The organism is Microbacterium sp. 4-7 (assembly GCF_014332665.1).
Taxonomy (GTDB): domain Bacteria; phylum Actinomycetota; class Actinomycetes; order Actinomycetales; family Microbacteriaceae; genus Microbacterium.
Genome location: NZ_MCRH01000004.1, coordinates 15,435 through 31,975, shown reverse-complemented (window position 1 = coordinate 31,975; position 16,541 = coordinate 15,435). Strand labels below are relative to the sequence as shown.

General features: G+C 67.6%; 17 protein-coding genes and 1 tRNA gene. 9 read left to right on the top strand and 9 right to left on the bottom strand.

What is annotated here, in order from left to right:
* Nucleotides 1–26 precede the first annotated feature (26 nt).
* From BEP68_RS07205 to BEP68_RS07195, 3 genes are read left to right on the top strand one after another with little or no spacing between them, the layout of a single operon-like run.
* Entirely contained in the window at nucleotides 27–857 is an 831-nt protein-coding gene (locus BEP68_RS07205; RefSeq protein ID WP_261987772.1) for a glycosyltransferase family 2 protein, read from the top strand.
* Nucleotides 854–1,687, top strand: a complete 834-nt coding sequence (locus tag BEP68_RS07200; protein WP_315985287.1) for an endonuclease/exonuclease/phosphatase family protein — start codon at nucleotides 854–856, stop codon at nucleotides 1,685–1,687. The genes BEP68_RS07205 and BEP68_RS07200 overlap by 4 nt, the downstream gene beginning before the upstream one ends.
* The gene (locus tag BEP68_RS07195) at nucleotides 1,684–2,310 is read left to right on the top strand and encodes a hypothetical protein (protein ID WP_187249623.1); all 627 of its coding nucleotides are present in this window, start codon (nucleotides 1,684–1,686) and stop codon (nucleotides 2,308–2,310) included. The genes BEP68_RS07200 and BEP68_RS07195 overlap by 4 nt, the downstream gene beginning before the upstream one ends.
* On the opposite strand, the gene BEP68_RS07190 is transcribed toward BEP68_RS07195, so the two are convergent.
* Nucleotides 2,292–2,365: transfer RNA gene (locus tag BEP68_RS07190), tRNA-Ile, on the bottom strand. The two genes, BEP68_RS07195 and BEP68_RS07190, sit on opposite strands and share 19 nt — an antisense overlap.
* Nucleotides 2,366–2,394: 29 nt before the next feature.
* On the bottom strand, nucleotides 2,395–2,931 hold the full coding sequence (locus BEP68_RS07185) for a gamma carbonic anhydrase family protein (protein WP_056278703.1): 537 nt from the start codon (nucleotides 2,929–2,931) through the stop codon (nucleotides 2,395–2,397).
* A gap of 140 nt (nucleotides 2,932–3,071) precedes the next feature.
* Here BEP68_RS07185 and BEP68_RS07180 point away from each other — a divergent pair, with 140 nt between their 5' ends.
* Nucleotides 3,072–3,557 carry a Dps family protein gene (locus BEP68_RS07180; RefSeq protein WP_053096038.1) on the top strand — a complete coding sequence of 162 codons (486 nt, stop codon included), beginning with the start codon at nucleotides 3,072–3,074 and terminating at the stop codon, nucleotides 3,555–3,557.
* A gap of 57 nt (nucleotides 3,558–3,614) precedes the next feature.
* On the opposite strand, the gene BEP68_RS07175 is transcribed toward BEP68_RS07180, so the two are convergent.
* The 5 genes from BEP68_RS07175 to BEP68_RS07155 are packed head-to-tail and all read right to left on the bottom strand — an operon-like array spanning nucleotide 3,615 to nucleotide 8,480.
* Nucleotides 3,615–5,111 (bottom strand): amidohydrolase, encoded by a 1,497-nt coding sequence (locus BEP68_RS07175; protein WP_187249622.1) that lies wholly within the window; start codon nucleotides 5,109–5,111, stop codon nucleotides 3,615–3,617.
* Nucleotides 5,108–5,749 (bottom strand): FMN-binding negative transcriptional regulator, encoded by a 642-nt coding sequence (locus tag BEP68_RS07170; protein ID WP_053096036.1) that lies wholly within the window; start codon nucleotides 5,747–5,749, stop codon nucleotides 5,108–5,110. Before BEP68_RS07170 ends, BEP68_RS07175 begins: the two co-directional genes overlap by 4 nt.
* A 23-nt stretch (nucleotides 5,750–5,772) precedes the next feature.
* Nucleotides 5,773–6,771 carry an Fpg/Nei family DNA glycosylase gene (locus BEP68_RS07165; RefSeq protein WP_056278701.1) on the bottom strand — a complete coding sequence of 333 codons (999 nt, stop codon included), beginning with the start codon at nucleotides 6,769–6,771 and terminating at the stop codon, nucleotides 5,773–5,775.
* Nucleotide 6,772: 1 nt separating this feature from the next.
* Entirely contained in the window at nucleotides 6,773–7,258 is a 486-nt protein-coding gene (locus tag BEP68_RS07160) for a ribose-5-phosphate isomerase (RefSeq protein WP_053096034.1), read from the bottom strand.
* A gap of 37 nt (nucleotides 7,259–7,295) precedes the next feature.
* Nucleotides 7,296–8,480: a ferrochelatase gene (locus BEP68_RS07155; RefSeq protein ID WP_187249621.1), complete on the bottom strand. Its 1,185-nt coding sequence runs from the start codon at nucleotides 8,478–8,480 to the stop codon at nucleotides 7,296–7,298.
* A gap of 124 nt (nucleotides 8,481–8,604) precedes the next feature.
* On the opposite strand from BEP68_RS07155, the gene pepN reads away from it, so the two are divergent.
* The 4 genes from pepN to BEP68_RS07135 all read left to right on the top strand — a co-directional run bounded on the left by pepN (nucleotide 8,605) and on the right by BEP68_RS07135 (nucleotide 14,405).
* Entirely contained in the window at nucleotides 8,605–11,157 is a 2,553-nt protein-coding gene (gene pepN, locus BEP68_RS07150) for an aminopeptidase N (RefSeq protein ID WP_072591256.1), read from the top strand.
* Between the two features lie 73 nt (nucleotides 11,158–11,230).
* The gene (locus BEP68_RS07145; RefSeq protein ID WP_187249620.1) at nucleotides 11,231–12,304 is read left to right on the top strand and encodes a mechanosensitive ion channel family protein; all 1,074 of its coding nucleotides are present in this window, start codon (nucleotides 11,231–11,233) and stop codon (nucleotides 12,302–12,304) included.
* The gene (locus BEP68_RS07140; RefSeq protein WP_222839269.1) at nucleotides 12,259–12,750 is read left to right on the top strand and encodes a globin; all 492 of its coding nucleotides are present in this window, start codon (nucleotides 12,259–12,261) and stop codon (nucleotides 12,748–12,750) included. Before BEP68_RS07145 ends, BEP68_RS07140 begins: the two co-directional genes overlap by 46 nt.
* Nucleotides 12,747–14,405, top strand: coding sequence for an FAD-binding dehydrogenase (locus tag BEP68_RS07135; RefSeq protein WP_187249619.1), 1,659 nt, complete (start codon nucleotides 12,747–12,749; stop codon nucleotides 14,403–14,405). Before BEP68_RS07140 ends, BEP68_RS07135 begins: the two co-directional genes overlap by 4 nt.
* 12 nt (nucleotides 14,406–14,417) lie before the next feature.
* On the opposite strand, the gene BEP68_RS07130 is transcribed toward BEP68_RS07135, so the two are convergent.
* Entirely contained in the window at nucleotides 14,418–15,083 is a 666-nt protein-coding gene (locus tag BEP68_RS07130) for a hypothetical protein (RefSeq protein WP_187249618.1), read from the bottom strand.
* A gap of 51 nt (nucleotides 15,084–15,134) precedes the next feature.
* On the opposite strand from BEP68_RS07130, the gene BEP68_RS07125 reads away from it, so the two are divergent.
* Entirely contained in the window at nucleotides 15,135–16,022 is an 888-nt protein-coding gene (locus tag BEP68_RS07125) for an acyl-CoA thioesterase (RefSeq protein WP_053096027.1), read from the top strand.
* A 29-nt stretch (nucleotides 16,023–16,051) separates the two neighbouring features.
* Here the strand turns inward: BEP68_RS07125 and BEP68_RS07120 are convergent, their stop codons facing one another.
* On the bottom strand, nucleotides 16,052–16,540 hold the full coding sequence (locus BEP68_RS07120) for an acyl-CoA thioesterase (protein WP_187249617.1): 489 nt from the start codon (nucleotides 16,538–16,540) through the stop codon (nucleotides 16,052–16,054).
* Nucleotide 16,541: the final 1 nt, after the last annotated feature.

The window sequence follows — 16,541 nt, the reverse complement described above, 5'->3', positions numbered from 1 at the left end:
CGTCGGGTGATGCCACGATCGAACCGATGACGGCACACACCGAGGGGCACACGATGGAGACGGTCGATGGCCTTCCGTCGACGGCGAATCAGGGCACACGGCTCACCACGTCAGTGGTCATCCCGGTCAAGGACGATGCCGAGCTGCTGGCGCGCTGCCTGAGCGCTCTGCACGCCCAGGACCAGCCGGCCGACGAGATCATCGTCGTCGACAACGGCTCATCCGACTCGTCGGCCTCCGTCGCCCTCGCCTGGGGTGCGCGCGTGCTGACGTGTCTCGATCCCGGCATTCCCGCTGCAGCGTCGACCGGGTATGACGCGGCTCTCGGCGAACTGATCCTGCGCCTCGACGCGGACTGCGAACCGGATGCTCAGTGGATCACGGCCATCGTCTCGGCCTTCGACGACGACGAGCACCTCGGGGCGATCACTGGGCCCGCGCGCTTCACGGACGGGCCGGCAGCCCTGCGCACGCCGCTCTCGCGGCTCTATCTCGGCGCCTATATGACCCTCTTGAGCGTCACTCTCGGACATCTGCCCCTCTTCGGATCCAATCTCGCGTTCCGCAGGGAGGCCTGGCAGGCCGTGCGGTCCGACGTGCACCGAGGAGACCCCGACATCCACGACGACCTCGACCTCGCCTTCCACCTCGGCGAGAACCACCGCATCGCCCGGCTCCCGCACACCACGATGGGGATGTCGATGAGGCCGCTCACCGCAGGACAGTTCGGTCGACGCGTGCACCGAGGCGTCCGTAGCGTGCTCGTGCACTGGCCCCGCGACTTCCCACCCCTGCGTTGGGGACGGCTCATCGTCCGCCGCCGCCTGTTCAGCACCGCGGGACGGAGCGCCAGGTGACGGTCGTGCCGCTGATCGGTCCCGTTGCTGCACCGGACCTGCACGTGATGTCGTTCAACATCCGTCGCGCGATGGAAGGCGCCCTGCGTCGGAAGCGTGACCGCTGGAGCCATCGCGAGCCTGCGGTCGCCGAGATGATCCGCTCGGAGCGGCCGACCGTCCTCGGACTGCAGGAAGTGCTCCCCCGATCGCTGAACGCCGTCACCGACGCCCTCGGGCGGGACCATCGGTTCATCGGCAGAGGGAGGAACCGCGATGGCACTGGTGAGGGAACACCCATCCTCTACGACGCGTCGCGGCTGGAGCTGCGCGGGTGGGACCAGCACGCTCTCTCGACACGGATCGACGAGCCGGGCAGCCTGTCATGGGGAGCGCTCTTTCCTCGCATCGTCGTCTCCGCGGAGTTCAGGGACAGGTCGACAGGGGTCGGGTTCCTGGTCGTCAACACCCATCTCGATCATCTCTCGCGTCGGTCTCGGCGACGTTCTGCCGAGGTCATCGCCGCACTGGTTCGCGCGCGCGCCCTTCCGACGGTCGTGATGGGAGACCTGAATGCGGGCCCCGGCTCCCAGGCCCTGCGCACACTCGTCTCGCGCGCCGATCTGAGCGACTCCTGGGGCGCGGCAGACGATCGGCTGACGCCCCTGTGGAGCACCCTCAGCGGATATCGGCGTCCGAAGGTCGGCGGTCGACGCATCGATTGGCTGCTCGTCAGTCCGGATGTCCGAGTCCGTGCCGCTGCAGTGAACGCACACGTCTTCGACGGGATCGCACCCTCGGATCATCGCCCGGTGCAGGCGCTCCTGCGCCTGACGGGGAGGACACCGTGAAAGAGGACTTCCTGCGACCACCGCGCACCGTCACGGAGTGGTCGGCCGACTTCGTGCGGGCGGTGGGCATCATCGGGGTCGCCGTCGCGCTGGTATGGCTCGCCCCGACCGACGCCGGCATCGCGGCGCTTGCGCTTCCCGCTCTGATGCTGCCGCGAGTTCTGGGCATGCGCGGGTGGTTCGACCTCACTGTATGCGCCACCGTGCTCGTGGCGGCGTGGAGCAATGTGCTCGACCTGTACCGGTCGATCCCCGGATGGGACCTGCTCCTGCACCTGATCTGCACGGGGGTTCTCACGGTCGTCGCCGCGCTGATCCTCACCCGGGCAGATGTCGTTCCCCTGACTCGCGACTCGGGCGCCAGCCGACGCACGTCGCTCATCCTCGCGCCCGTCGTGGCGCTCGCGCTGAGCGCGGTGTGGGAGATGATCGAGTGGCTCGGCTGGGCCTACCTCAGTGACGAGATCTTCGTCACCTACCAGGACACGATCGGCGACATGGTCTTCGGCGCCTTGGGCGGGATCGCCGCCGGAACAGTCCTTGCGACGTCGTCCCTCGATCGACAGCGGTCGACCGATGACGTCGCTGCGAAGCGGAGCAGGAGTAGGGCGGGCGGGACTTGAACCCGCGATCGTTGGGTTATGAGCCCACTGCCTTAACCAGCTTGGCCACCGCCCCGTGAGGACCAGCCTATCGGTCGAATCCGATCAGATCGGTGTCGCCGCGGCGTGGGTCCGGACGTGCGCGAGGTAGACGTCGGCGTTCGCGATCAGGTCAGCACGCTCCTGGTCGCTGAGCGCTCGGCGTACCTTCGCGGGCACCCCGGCCACCAGTGATCCGTCTGGCACCTCTGTGCCTCCGAGCACGACGGCTCCACCTGCGATGAGACAGCCGGCGCCGATGACGGCCCCGCTGAGCACGACGGCTCCCATGCCGATGAGCGAACCGTCTCCGATCGTGCACCCATGGACGACCGCGTTGTGACCGATCGACACCTTCGCGCCGATGACGACCGGATGCGCCGCGTCGACATGGACCGAGACATTGTCCTGGACGTTGCTGTCGCGTCCGACCGCGATGGAGGCAGAGTCGCCTCGAAGGACCGCGTTGTACCAGACACTCGCACCCTCGGCCAGCGACACGTCTCCCACGATGCGTGCGCCCTCGGCGATGAACGCGTCGGCGGCGATCCACGGGGACTTCCCCGGCAGGGCGAGGACGGAGGCTCCGGCAGCGATGCTCATAAGGTGAGACTATCCTCCCAAGCCCGGATTTCCGCGTGATTCCGGGCCACTAAGCCGAGCCTTCGCTTGCTTGCGGAATGATTTCAGACGAGTAGCGTTGTCCTCATCAGGCACGAAGAGACAACTCCGGAGGAGTCACAATGAGCAAGGTACAGACCGTTTCCACCACCGCCAGCGACCCGACCGTGGCCGCTGCAGCGTCTCAGTTCCTCTCCCCCGTCGTGCTCGGTCTCCAGGCGCTGACGATCGACGGCAAGCAGGCGCACTGGCATGTCCGCGGCGCCAACTTCGTCGGAGTTCATGAGCTTCTCGACACCATCGTCGCGCACGCCGGCGACTTCGCCGACACGGCCGCCGAGCGGATCGTCGCCCTCGGTCTCCCGATCGACGCGCGCATCAGCGCCGTCGCCGCCAAGGGCGGTGCGACGTCGGTTCCGGCTGGCTTCACCCAGTCCGATGAGCTCGTGCGCGCCGTCATCTCCGACATCGACGCGATCCTCGTCGACGTGAAGGCAGCGATCGACGGGCTCGACGAGGTCGACCTCACGAGCCAGGACGTCGCGATCGAGATCATGCGCGGGCTCGAGAAGGACCGCTGGTTCCTCGTGTCGCACATCGCAGCCTGAGCACCCACGCGACGAAGAAGGGCACCGGGCTTCCGGTGCCCTTCTTCGTTCTCGCGCTCATCCGCCGTAGGTCAGCCGCCCGGCGACCATCGTCGCCATGACCGGCATCCCTCGCAGATCCGCACCTGATGCGGAGAGCGGGTCGTAGCCGCACAGAGCGATGTCTGCGGCCTCCCCCGGACGCAGAGCCGTGCGGACGCTCGCCTGGATCGCCTGTTCCCTCGTCAGTCGCTCTTCGGGGTGCCAGGGGTCGCGATCATCGTCCGTGCGGGTGACCGCCGCGGCGATCGCCTGCCAGGGATCGAGGGGAGCCACGGGAGCGTCGGATCCGAAGCGGATCTCCACACCGGCGTCTCGGAGGGCACTGAGCGGATAGCCGATCGACGTCTGCCCGGCCCAGTGCCGGCCGACCAGATCCCTGTCATCGAGCGCGTGCTGCGGTTGCACACTCGCGATGACGCCGAGCCTGCCGAACCGCGCGAGGTCGGAGTGCCGCACCAGCTGAGCGTGCTCGATGGTTCCGACGGCACCCGCCACCGTGAAGGCGTCCAGCGCCCCGGTGACGGCGCGATCACCGATCGCATGCACCGCGACCGAGAGCCCTGCGCCGGTGGCGGTCGTGAGCAGCTCGGCGAGCTCGGCGGTCGGCACATTGAGCACCCCGAAGTTCTCGGGATCGCCAGGATACGAATGCGAGCAGGCCGCGGTGCGCGTGCCCAGCGAGCCGTCGCTGATGATCTTCAGCGGCCCGATCCGGATCAGGCCGCGCCCGGCTTCCGGCGCGTCCGCCGCCTCGTGCAGCTCGCCCGACCGGAGCCCGGCGCGGATCGCACGTCCGAGGTCGAAAGGGTAGATGGCGAACTCGACACGATGGGCAGCGAACCCGGCACGGATACGCCGCGGCCAGGCATCGGCGTTCCAGGCCATGTCGAAGTCCACCAGGCCGGCGATGCCTCGAGAGGCGGCCCTCTCCCCCGCGTCGCGGACCGCTCTGTCGCCGCGTTCCGGGTCGACGGCGTTCAAGCGACGGGAGATCTCGAAGGCATGCTCCTCTCTGAGCATCCCGTCCGGACTGTCGAAGCCCTCGAGCCGCAACGCCGCCGAGTTGAGCCACGTGCTGTGCACATCCGCGTTGATGAGATAGGTGGGCACGTCCCCCGTGGCGCTGTCGAGAAGTGCGAGCGAGGGCTGATCGGGCCACATCGCATCACGGAACCCGCTGCCGACCTTCCGCCCGTCCGGGAGGGGCGCCGCGGAGGACATGATCGCAGCCGCCTCCGACGCGGAGCCCGCGCCACCGAGAGCGACGCGTTCGGCGGCCAGAGCCCACTGCACCGTGTGCACGTGGTTGTCCCAGAGGCCCGGCACGGCCCACGCTCCGTTGCCGTCGAGGATGCGCCCCTGTGGCGGCAGCGCTCCGGCGGGGGCGATGTCGCTGATCCGGCCGTCTTCGATGAAGATGTCGACGGGCTCGTCGTCGATCAGGAACTCCTTGCCCGGTCCTGAGACCCGGACGCCCGACAGGGTGGCCACGCTGTCTGCGGCTCCGGTCACGAGCGGGCTCCGACGCGCGCCTGCTGGGCGCGACGCATCTCGGCGGCGAGGGCGGGCTGTGCGTACGGCCCATCGGCCTCGAGTTCGGCGATGATGGTCTCCACTGTCTCGGCCGGCTTGTTCTGACTCAGTTTGCGTTTGGCGACGACGCGTGTCGGGGTGAGCCTGAATCCCACCGTCCCTGCGGCCAGCCGTGTGATGAACGCGGGGTCGTTCGGCCGTTCCCACATCTGCCGTGGCTCCGGCATCCGCCCCTCGAAACGGTCGACGAGTCGATCGAGAACGGCGAGATTCTCTTCGTCGCTGAGTATCTCGGGAACTCCGGCAAGATGAACGGCCGTGTAGTTCCACGTCGGAACGGAGGGGACATCGCCATACCAGCCCGGTGAGATGTAGCCGTGCGGCCCCTGGAACACGATGAGCAGTTCCCTCTCGCCCAAGCCGTGGATCAGGTCGTCGGGCCGGCCGACGTGACCGACGACCGTGAGATCATCGCGATCCTGGTCGAGCAGCACAACGTAGTGAGAAGAGACGAGGCCCTCCGGTCCGTCGCTCACTATGGTCGCCCACGGATCGGCATCGATGACCCGACGGATCTCGGCCACATCAGCGAGCGTGAAACTGGGGTTCTGACGCATCCTCTCAGCCTACGGCTGACCGGTCAGGCCTGGCAGCGCGGGCACCAGTACAGCTTGCGGGCGCCGATCTCCTCGAGGGCGATCTCGGTGCCGCAGATACGACACGGCAGACCGGCACGATGGTAGACCCAGTGGCGATCGTCGCGGCTCGCCATCGCCGCCCGATAGGCGTCGGGCGACAGATCATCCATAGTCATCATCTGGCCGGTCTCCACACCGACGGCCAGCAGCCGCACCCAGTCGCGCCACAGTGCTCGCACGACCTCCTCGGGCACCTCGCGGCCGGGCGTGTGGGGGTTCAGCCGCTGTCGGAACAGCATCTCCGCGCGATACACGTTTCCGATGCCGCTGACCACGGCCTGATCCATCAGCAGAAGTGCGATCACCGTCTGCTTCTTACGCACCGCCTGCACGAAGCGCTCCTCGTTCTGCGCGGGATCCCCCACGAGGGGATCCGGGCCGAGCTTGGCGACGCTTGCGAGCATCTCCTCCGGACTCTGGAGCACGCAGGCCGTGGGGCCGCGCAGATCGGCAGCCGTGATGTCGGTCATCAGACGCAGTCGAACCTGTCCGACGACCGGTGGGGGCCATTCGAGTCCCTCGTCGGCGAGCCCCTTCGTCTGCTCCGACATGCGCACGTGCACCCGAGTCCGGCGAGGTGCGCCGATCGAGGCGAGCGAGTTCTCTCCGGCATCGTCGAGGATCTCCTCGTCGACCACAGTTCCGCGCTGGTTCGTCTGGCCCATGCGGCCGTTCGCAGAGGCGATCGTCGGGTCGACCAGGATGTCGCCGGCGAAGTCCCACGCGCCGTACAGGCCGAGGTGCACCCGAAGCCACACATCGCCTTCGGCCTCGAGGAACATCTGCTTCCCCACCGCCTGCACGCTGATCGCCTCACGACCGTTCAGGACGGCCGCCCCCTCGGCGAATCGTCCCTGGGGGCTCGAGGCGAGCATCTGCTTGCCGACGAAGTTACGGTCGAACTGGCGCGCGATGCGGTGGACCGAATGTCCCTCGGGCATCTCAGGCTCTCGGATCCGGGAGCAGCGAGCCGTTGCGCTCGAAGTCCGCGATCTGACCGATTCGGCGGATGTGGCGCTCGTCCTCCGAGAACGGCGTCGCGATGAAGGTGTCGATGAACGAGGTGACCTCGTCGAAGGAATGCTGCCGCGCCCCGATCGAGATCACGTTCGCGTCATTGTGCTGGCGGGCCAGCTCGGCGGTCGACGTGTTCCACACCAGCGCGGCACGGACGCCCTCGACCTTGTTCGCGGCGATCTGCTCGCCGTTGCCGGAGCCGCCGAACACCACACCGAGCGTCTCGACACCGGCCGCCTGATCCGCGACGACGGCCTGCGCCGCACGGATGCAGAATGCGGGGTAATCGTCGAGCGCGTCGTACTCGATCGGCCCGTGGTCCACGACCTCGTGTCCCGCGCCGCGGAGGTGATCCTGTAGCTGCGTGGAGAAGTCGAGACCGGCGTGATCGGTGGCGATATGGATGCGCATGGCATCCATCCTAGAAGCGCCGCGGGTCAGCGGGTGCTCACGGGGCCACGCCGGCGGCGGCCGGCTTGAACCCGGCGCGGACGTTCTCGCAGCAGCCCGGACGGCACACGTCGAACGCACCCGGCAGCGACGTCACATGGGGGCGCTCCTCGTTGGGGCGGCCTTCCAGCCGCTCGGCGATCAGGTCGACGATGCCGGTGACGAATGACGGCGCCACCCCGGGCGTGGGAGTGCGTGTGAAAGCCAGTCCGGCCTCTTCCGCAGCTTCGGCCGCCTCGGTGTCGAGGTCCCAGAGGACCTCCATGTGGTCGCTCATGAAACCGACCGGCACGACCGCCACGGCTTTCCGACCGCGCTCGGGGAGTTCGCCGATCACGTCGCACACATCCGGCTCCAGCCACGGCTGCGAGGCGGGACCCGAACGGGACTGGTAGACGAGCTCCCACGACACGTCGGCCGCCTCGGGGATGGTCTCGCGGACTCGATCCATGACCCACGCGGCGACCGCGAGGTGCTGCGCCGCGTAGGCGCCGCCCTCGCCCCAGTCGATGTCCCGCGCACCGGAGCGCTCCGCGTCGGCCGTCGGGATGCTGTGGGTCGAGAACAGGATCTGGATGTCCGCGGGGGCGATGCCCTGTCCGAGGAACGCCTCCACGGCCTCGCGGACGCCCGTCTCGAACGACTCGACGAATCCGGGGTGGTCGTAGAAGGGACGGATCTTGTCGATCGTCACCGTCTCGCCGAGCTTCGTCTCCTCGAGCACGCGTGCGAAGTCCTCGCGATACTGCCGGCAGCTCGAGAACGAGCTGTAGGCACTGGTGGCGAACGCGAGCAGCGTCGTCTTCCCGTCGGCGGCCGCCTCGGTCACGACCTCCTCGAGGTACGGACTCCAGTTGCGGTTGCCCCAGTACACCGGAAGATCGATGCCGCGGCGTGCGAGCTCGCCCTCCAGAGCCTCCTTGAGGATGCGGTTCTGACCGTTGATCGGGCTCACGCCACCGAAGTGACGGTAGTGATGCGCCACCTCTTCCAGTCGTTCATCGGGGATACCGCGACCGCGCGTGACGTTGCGGAGGAACGGGATGACGTCGTCCTGTCCCTCGGGCCCTCCGAATCCGGCGAGCAGGATGCCGTCGTACGCCGTCGGCGTCGATACGTAGGGCGCACCTTCGGCAGCGGCAGCAGAGGCAAAGAGGACGTGGTTCGGCTCGATCGCGGTCACCCCTCCATCCTTTCACCTTCCAGACGTGAGACAGGCCGCCGTGCTGGCGTAGGCTGTCATGGTTGCCGTGGGCGCCAACTGCGCTGGGTTGCGGCAGCATCCCCTCACCCCTGGGAGTACAGCTGTGCCTGGAGAGAACCTCACCCGCATCGAAGCGCAGGAGCGCCGCGACGTCATCGACACTCAGTCGTACGAAGTCTCGCTCGACCTGACGAAGGGTGCGGAGGTCTTCGGCTCCCGCAGCGTCGTCCGGTTCACCGCGACGCCGGAGAGCACCACCTTCATCGATCTGATCGCCCGCGACGTGCGCGAGATCTCGCTGAACGGCGAGCAGCTGGACCCCGACGAGGTCTTCGCCGACTCGCGCATCGCACTCGCCGGTCTGCAGGCCGAGAACGTTCTCGTGGTCGACGCGGACTGCCTCTACACGAACACCGGAGAGGGACTCCACCGGTTCGTCGATCCCGTGGACGGCGAGGTCTACCTCTACTCGCAGTTCGAGGTCCCCGACTCCCGACGCGTGTTCGCGGTGTTCGAGCAGCCCGACCTCAAGGCGACGTTCCAGTTCACGGTCACCGCACCGGCGTCGTGGAAGGTCGTCTCCAACTCCCCCACGCCCGAGCCCATCGTGCACGACGACCACTCGGTCGCCACCTGGGGCTTCGAGCCCACCCCGCGCATCTCCTCATACATCACCGCGCTCGTCGCCGGGCCCTACGAAGCGACGTTCTCCGAGCTCACCAGCGCCTCGGGCCGGGTGATCCCGCTCGGCGTCTACGGACGCAAGAGCCTCTGGCAGCACCTCGACGCCGACTACATCTTCGACAAGACCCGCGAGGGATTCGCATACTTCGAGTCGAAGTTCGGCGTCCCCTACCCGTTCGCGAAGTACGACCAGCTCTTCGTCCCGGAGTTCAACGCCGGCGCCATGGAGAACGCGGGCGCGGTGACCTTCACCGAGACCTACGTCTTCCGCAGCAAGGTGACCGACGCCGTCAAGGAGCGTCGCGTCGTCACGATCCTGCATGAGCTCGCACACATGTGGTTCGGCGACCTCGTCACGATGAAGTGGTGGAACGACCTCTGGCTGAACGAATCGTTCGCCGAGTGGGCGTCGACGATCGCGACCGCCGAGGCCACCGAGTGGACCGAGGCATGGACCACGTTCAACGCGATGGAGAAGACCTGGGCCTACCGTCAGGATCAGCTTCCGTCCACCCACCCGATCGTGGCCGAGATCAACGATCTCGAAGACGTGCAGGTGAACTTCGACGGCATCACCTACGCGAAGGGCGGCTCGGTTCTCAAGCAGCTCGCCGCCTGGGTCGGCATCGAGGAGTTCTTCGCGGGTGTCTCGCAGTACTTCCAGAAGCACTCGTGGGGCAACACCGAGCTGAGCGATCTGCTCACCGAGCTCGAGGCCACCAGCGGTCGCGATCTGAGCACCTGGTCGAAGAAGTGGCTCGAGACCGCGGGCGTGAACACGCTCGAACCGGTGATCGCCGACGACGTCGACGGCACCATCACGCGGTTCGCCGTGACGCAGACTGCTCCCGCGGACTACCCCACCATCCGCCCTCACCGCCTCGGCATCGGCTTCTACAACCTCCAGGACGGCGCACTCGTGCGGTCGCACTATGCCGAGGTCGACGTCGACGGAGACCGCACCGAAGTCCCCGAGCTGCACGGCCTCAAGCGCCCCGACCTGGTGCTGCTCAACGATGACGATCTCGCCTACGCGAAGATCCGCCTCGATGACCGTTCCCTCGCCACGGCGATCGAGCACCTCGCAGACATCCGTGATCCCCTCGCACGCTCGCTCGTGTGGGGAGCGGCGTGGGATCAGACCCGCGACGCCGAGACCGCCGCATCCGATTACATCGATCTGGTGCTGGGGAACATCGGCCGCGAGACGGAGTCGACCACGGTCCGTACGACCCTTGCGCAACTGCGCACGGCTGCGACTCTCTACGTCACGCCGGAGGACCGCCTGGCGGCCCGCCAGAAGGTCGCCGACGGTCTCTGGACACTCGCAGAATCCGCCGAATCGGGCAGCGACAGCCAGCTCCAGTTCGTGACGGCCTTCGCGAACGCGCTCGTCACTCCCGAGCACGCCGGCATCGTGGGTCGACTGCGCTCCGGCGAGGAGACGCTTCCCGGTCTCGAGATCGACGCGGACCTCAGCTGGCAGCTCCTTGTGGGCCTCGCCACTATCGGAGCGACGGACGCAGCATCCATCGATGCCGCGCTGTCCTCGGACAACACCTCGAAGGGCGGCGAGTTCGCCGCGCAGGCCCGTGCCGCGCTGCCGGACTCCGCCTCGAAGAAGGCCGCGTGGGCCTCGCTGATCGATCGTGACGACGCTCCGAACACGATCGTGCGTTCGGCCGCACTCGGCTTCGTCCACCCGGCGGGCGCCGAATCGCTCCGCGAGTTCGTTCCGGCGTACTTCGACATGCTCGTGCCGATCTGGGAGTCCCGCAGCTACCAGATCGCGCAGTACCTCATCGTCGGCCTTTTCCCCACCGCCATCGCGGATGTCGAACTGCGCGATGCGACGCGGGCCTGGCTGTCCGCGAATCAGGACGCCGCACCGGCACTCCGTCGTCTCGTGCTCGAGAACCTCGCAGACGTCGAGCGGTCGCTCGCCGCGCAGTCTCGCGACGCAGAGGACTGACCCGTCTCTCCCGATCACGCCTCTGTGCGGTGCATCCAGCCCGCGCAGAGGCCTGATCGCTACTCTGGAGGGGATGATGCAGCCATTCGATACGAACCCTGACCCTGCAGAGACCCCACTCCCCGACTGGTGGATGGATGCTGTCACCGTGCTCCGGGACGTGGGCCTCCAAGCTCTCGGGGTCGTCGCGATCATCGGCGGCTGCATCCTGATCGGTCTGGTCCTCCGGGTGGTCATCCGACGCGTCGTGCACCGGATCGTCGACAGTGCGAAGAGCAAGGCAGACGTCGACGACACTCAGGCCCTCGAGCGATCTCCGCTCGCCGACATGCGCCTCGTGCAGCGGACGCGCACTCTCGGGACGATCCTGCAGAACATCGTCAACGTGATGCTCGTGGTGATCGCGATCGTGCTGGTGGTCAATCATCTGTCCCCCACCCTGCTCGGTTCCCTCACCCTGCTCACTGCGGCGGTCGGCGCGGGCCTCGGCTTCGGCGCTCAGAACATCGTCAAGGACGTGCTGAACGGCATGTTCATCGTCGCGGAGGATCAGATCGGCATCGGCGACGTCGTCGATCTCGGTCTCGCGTCAGGCGTCGTCGAGTACGTGAGTGTGCGCATCACCCAGGTCCGTGATGTGAACGGCACCCTCTGGTACGTCCGCAACGGCGAGGTGCTCCGCATCGGCAACATGTCCCAGGGTTGGGCGCGCGCGATCATCGATGTCGGTGTGCCCGTCGACTCGGACTTCGACAAGGCCGAGCAGACCATGTTGGACACCGCGCTGGCGCTGGCCAAGGATCCGAAGTGGCGAACTCGCATCGTCGAGAAGCCGGAGCTGTGGGGTCTCGAGTCGATCGACGGCGACGCCCTGGTCATCCGTCTCGTGATCAAGGCTCGCGCGAACGCCAAGGACGACGTGGCGCAGGAACTGCGCAAGCGTCTGCGGTCCGCCCTGCTCGAGAACGAGATCGCGCTCCCGAGCATGACGACGGTCGTGCCCACCGGTCTCGACGGTGCACGCCGGGTTCGAGGTGCGAATCCGCCCAAGACCCGTCCGAACGCGGTCACCGGCGTGCCTGTGATCCCGGACAGGGGAATCTGGCGACGCAAGAAGACGAACGACGACGGGAGCCCCCAGAAGTGACTTTCTACGACGAGGTCGGCGGTCGCGACACCTTCGCGAAGATCGTGTCGGTCTTCTACCGCGAGGTCGCACTCGATCCTGTCCTGAAGCCGATGTATCCCGAAGAGGATCTCGGCCCCGCCGAGGAACGCCTGCTCCTGTTCCTCGAGCAGTACTGGGGCGGCCCCACGACGTACGGCGAGACTCGTGGCCACCCCCGCCTCAGGATGCGCCACATGCCGTTCCACGTCGACCCCGACGCGCGTGACCGGTGGCTCCGGCACATGCGAACGGCCGTGGACGAGGCGGAGTTGTCGCCACTCCACGAATCGACGCTCTGGGACTACCTGGAACGAGCCGCGTATGCCATGGTGAACACATTCGAGCCGTCCGGCATCGGCGCACCCTCCGCCGGGCGTCCCACGCTCGAGACGCGATCACGTCAGGAATCAACGGAGAGCACATGACGACCACGCCCCTGTCTGCAGACGTACTGGTCATCGGATGGGGGCTTGCCGGGCTCGTCGCGGCGAGTGAGGCGTTGGATGCCGGGCGTCGCGTGATCGTCGTCGACCAGGAGCCGCGCACGAATCTCGGCGGGCAGGCGTGGTGGTCGTTCGGCGGACTCTTCTTCATCGATTCGCCCGAGCAGCGACGGATGGGGATCCGGGATTCGCTCGCGCTGGCGACCCAGGACTGGTTCGGAACGGCCTCCTTCGACCGCCCGGAGGATCACTGGCCGCGCCGGTGGGCCGAGGCCTACCTCCAGTTCGCGGCCGGTGAGAAGCGCGCGTGGCTGCGCGAACGCGGCGTCACGTTCTTTCCCGTGGTCGGATGGGCCGAGCGAGGCGGATACGGTGCACTCGGTCCGGGCAACTCGGTTCCGCGATTCCACATCACCTGGGGCACCGGGCCCGGTGTCGTGGCTCCGTTCGCCGCAGCAGTCGAACAGGGTGAGCGCGAGGGCCGGATCACGATCCTGCCCCGCCACCGGGTGACCGAACTCGTCACCACCGACGGAGCCGTCACCGGCGTACGGGGAACGATCCTGGAGTCGAGCCCCGTGCTTCGCGGCGTCGAGTCGTCACGGTCCGCGATCGGCGACTTCGAGATCAGCGCCGGAGCGACGATCGTCTCCTCGGGCGGCATCGGCGGCAACCACGATCTCGTGCGTGCGGCATGGCCTGCGAGCCTCGGCGTGCCGCCCGAGCACATGCTGACGGGGGTGCCCGCGTACGTGGACGGATCGATGCACGCCGTCTCGGACGCGGCGGGGGCTCGCCTCGTGAACGGTGACCGGATGTGGCACTACGTCGAAGGCATCACGAACTGGGATCCGGTCTGGCCGTCCCACGGCATCCGCATCCTCCCCGGACCCTCGTCGCTGTGGCTCGATGCCACGGGGACGCGATTGCCTGTCCCCCTGTTTCCTGGCTTCGACACGCTGGGCACGCTCGCCCACCTCCGCCGCACCGGCTACGACCACTCGTGGTTCATCACCTCTCGTCAGATCGTCGAGAAGGAGTTCGCCCTCTCGGGAAGTGAGCAGAACCCCGACCTGACGGGCAAGGACGTCGGTCTGCTGGTGAAGTCCCGACTGGCGAAGGGACCGACCGGCCCGGTGCAGGCATTCCTCGACGAGGGTGAGGACTTCATCGTCGAGAACGATCTCGAGTCCCTGCTCGAACAGATGAAGCGGCATCCCGGCGGCGAATCGCTCGACATCGACCACGTCCGACGGGAGGTCGTGGCGCGCGACCTGGAGATGGACAACGAGTTCTCGAAGGACGCCCAGATCGGCATGCTTCGCTCCATGCGCGGATATCGTGGCGACAGGCTGATCCGCACCGCCGCACCGCACCGGCTCCAGGATCCGGCAGCAGGTCCGCTCGTCGCTGTGAAACTGCACGTCCTCACGCGGAAATCACTCGGCGGAATCAATACCGATCTCGACGGCCGTGCTCTCGGAGCCGACGGCGAACCGATCCCCGGCCTGTATGCCGCGGGCGAGGCGAGCGGCTTCGGCGGCGGCGGGATGCACGGCTACCGCGCACTCGAGGGCACGTTCCTCGGCGGATGTCTCTTCTCGGGTCGTCAGGCCGGGCGCGCTGCCGCGCGGTGAGCTCGTACGCGTCTACTGTGCGGAGCCCGTACCCCTGACGGCGGTCAGCCCTGAGGCGACGGGACCTCGAGAGAGGACGTGTCCGCGACGGAAGGCGAGCCGAGTCCATCGCCCCGATTGCATGACCGGAACGTCCTCCTCGCCGGAGATGAAGCCGAACGCGTCCGCCGCGAATGCCACTCCGCGCGGCAGACCGCCGAGATCGTCATCGGGCTCGCCCCAGATGGCCGCACGGAGGGCTCTGACCGCCTCCTCGCCCGCGCCCGGCGTCGCTCCACGAGCAACGGCGCTGATCCCCCACTGGGCGCGTCGGGCGATCACGGATGCCGGCAGGGTCGACGTCGCCTGCCAGGGACCGCGCGGCGGGGCGACGCCGGCCCACGCGGGTGAGAGCCCGGTCTCTGGCAGCGTCAGGGCGCGCTCGTCGTCCGTCGCTGTGAGCGCGGCGACGACGACGTCGCACTCGAGTTCGGGGTCCGCCTGGACGACTCGCATCGCCAGCACGGTCGGAGTCTGATCGAACAGGCCGTGGGGAGAGAGCGCGGCGCCCGTCAGCGCGAGAACTCCCCTCGCTGCCTGCAGCCGAACCCCTTCATCGGAGATGCGGGTCGCTCGTCCGAGGAAGGTCAGAACGTCCTTGGCGGTCTCGGCGTCTGCGAGAAGAAGCTGGTGGGGCACACCCTCTAAACTAGCAACGCCAGATGCATCCGCAGTCGCGGGAAGGAAGTCATGACCGCCGACGCCCACGCGATCCGCACCGTCGAACAACTCCTCGACGTGCTCGATCTCGACTCGACGCAGGCTCGCACCACCGAGGACATCTTCACCGGTTCGTCGCATCCGATGCCGTCCGGACGGATCTACGGTGGCCAGGTGCTCGCGCAGACCCTGCTCGCCGCGGAGCGTACGCTGCCGGAGGATCGGGCCGTCCACTCCATGCACGGCTACTTCCTGCGGCCGGGCGACGCGAGTCAGGGAATCACGATCGCCGTGGATCGCATCCACGACGGGCGATCCTTCTCGACTCGCCGATCACAGGCCTATCAGAACGGCGTACCGATCTTCTCAATGATCGCGTCCTTCCAGGACGAGGATCCGGGACTCGAGCATGCCGTCCCCATGCCCGCCGATGTCCCCGGTCCCGACTCCTTGCTCCCCGATGAGCAGCGCGTCGACGGTCTGCCGTCCGGCGTCGTGCGGATGCTCAGTGATCGCGCGGCCGACGTGCGCCATATCGACTCGCCTCTGTTTCTGCCGAGCGCAGACGACCGCGTCCCTCAACAGGGTGTGTGGATGCGCATGAAGGCGCCGCTTCCCGATGACCAGCGCATTCACAGGGCGGCTCTCGCATACCTGAGCGACATGACGATCCAGGAATCGATCCTCCGGGCCCATGGCGTCTATTGGGGCCTGCCCGGGCTCAAGGTGGCGAGCCTGGACCACGCGATGTGGTGGCACCGTCCCGCACGTGTCGACGAGTGGTTGCTCTATCTTCAGGAGTCCCCGAACGCGCGCGGCGGCCGTGGACTCGCCCAGGGACGCATCTACACGCAGTCGGGCGACCTCGTCGCCTCGGTCGCGCAGGAGATCATGGTCAGGGTGCCCGCACCGGCGTGATCCGGCCGGCGCCGACGAGTCAGCTCACCTCACCGGTGGGCGTACTCGATGGACGGCCCGACGTACGGTTCCCACGCCTCGCGCATCTCCTGCGTGAGCCGCGTGGGTCGTCCGGTCTTCGCATCGACGAGCACGATGATGGCGGTGGAGCGCGCATAGATCATGCGAGGTTCCGCCGTGGGGTCGTTGTGCACCTCGTAGCAGACCTCGACGCTGGAGCCGCCGAGCTTGCCGAACCACATCTGCACCTCGAGCGGGCGCCGTTGATACGGCACCGGTGCGAGATACTCGATCTCCTGACGAGCGATGAGCGTCAGCGTTCCCTCGTCGATGCCTGAGTCGAGCACAGCGGTGGATGGCGCCTGCTCACCGGGACCCGCACGCCAGAACGCGCGTACGCGCGCCTCCTCGAGGAGCTTCAGCATCGAGGTGTTGTTGACGTGATTGAATGCGTCCAGATCCCCCCAGCGGAGGTGGATCGGGATGTGCAGCCGGGATCCCGGTGTCAGGTCGGACATC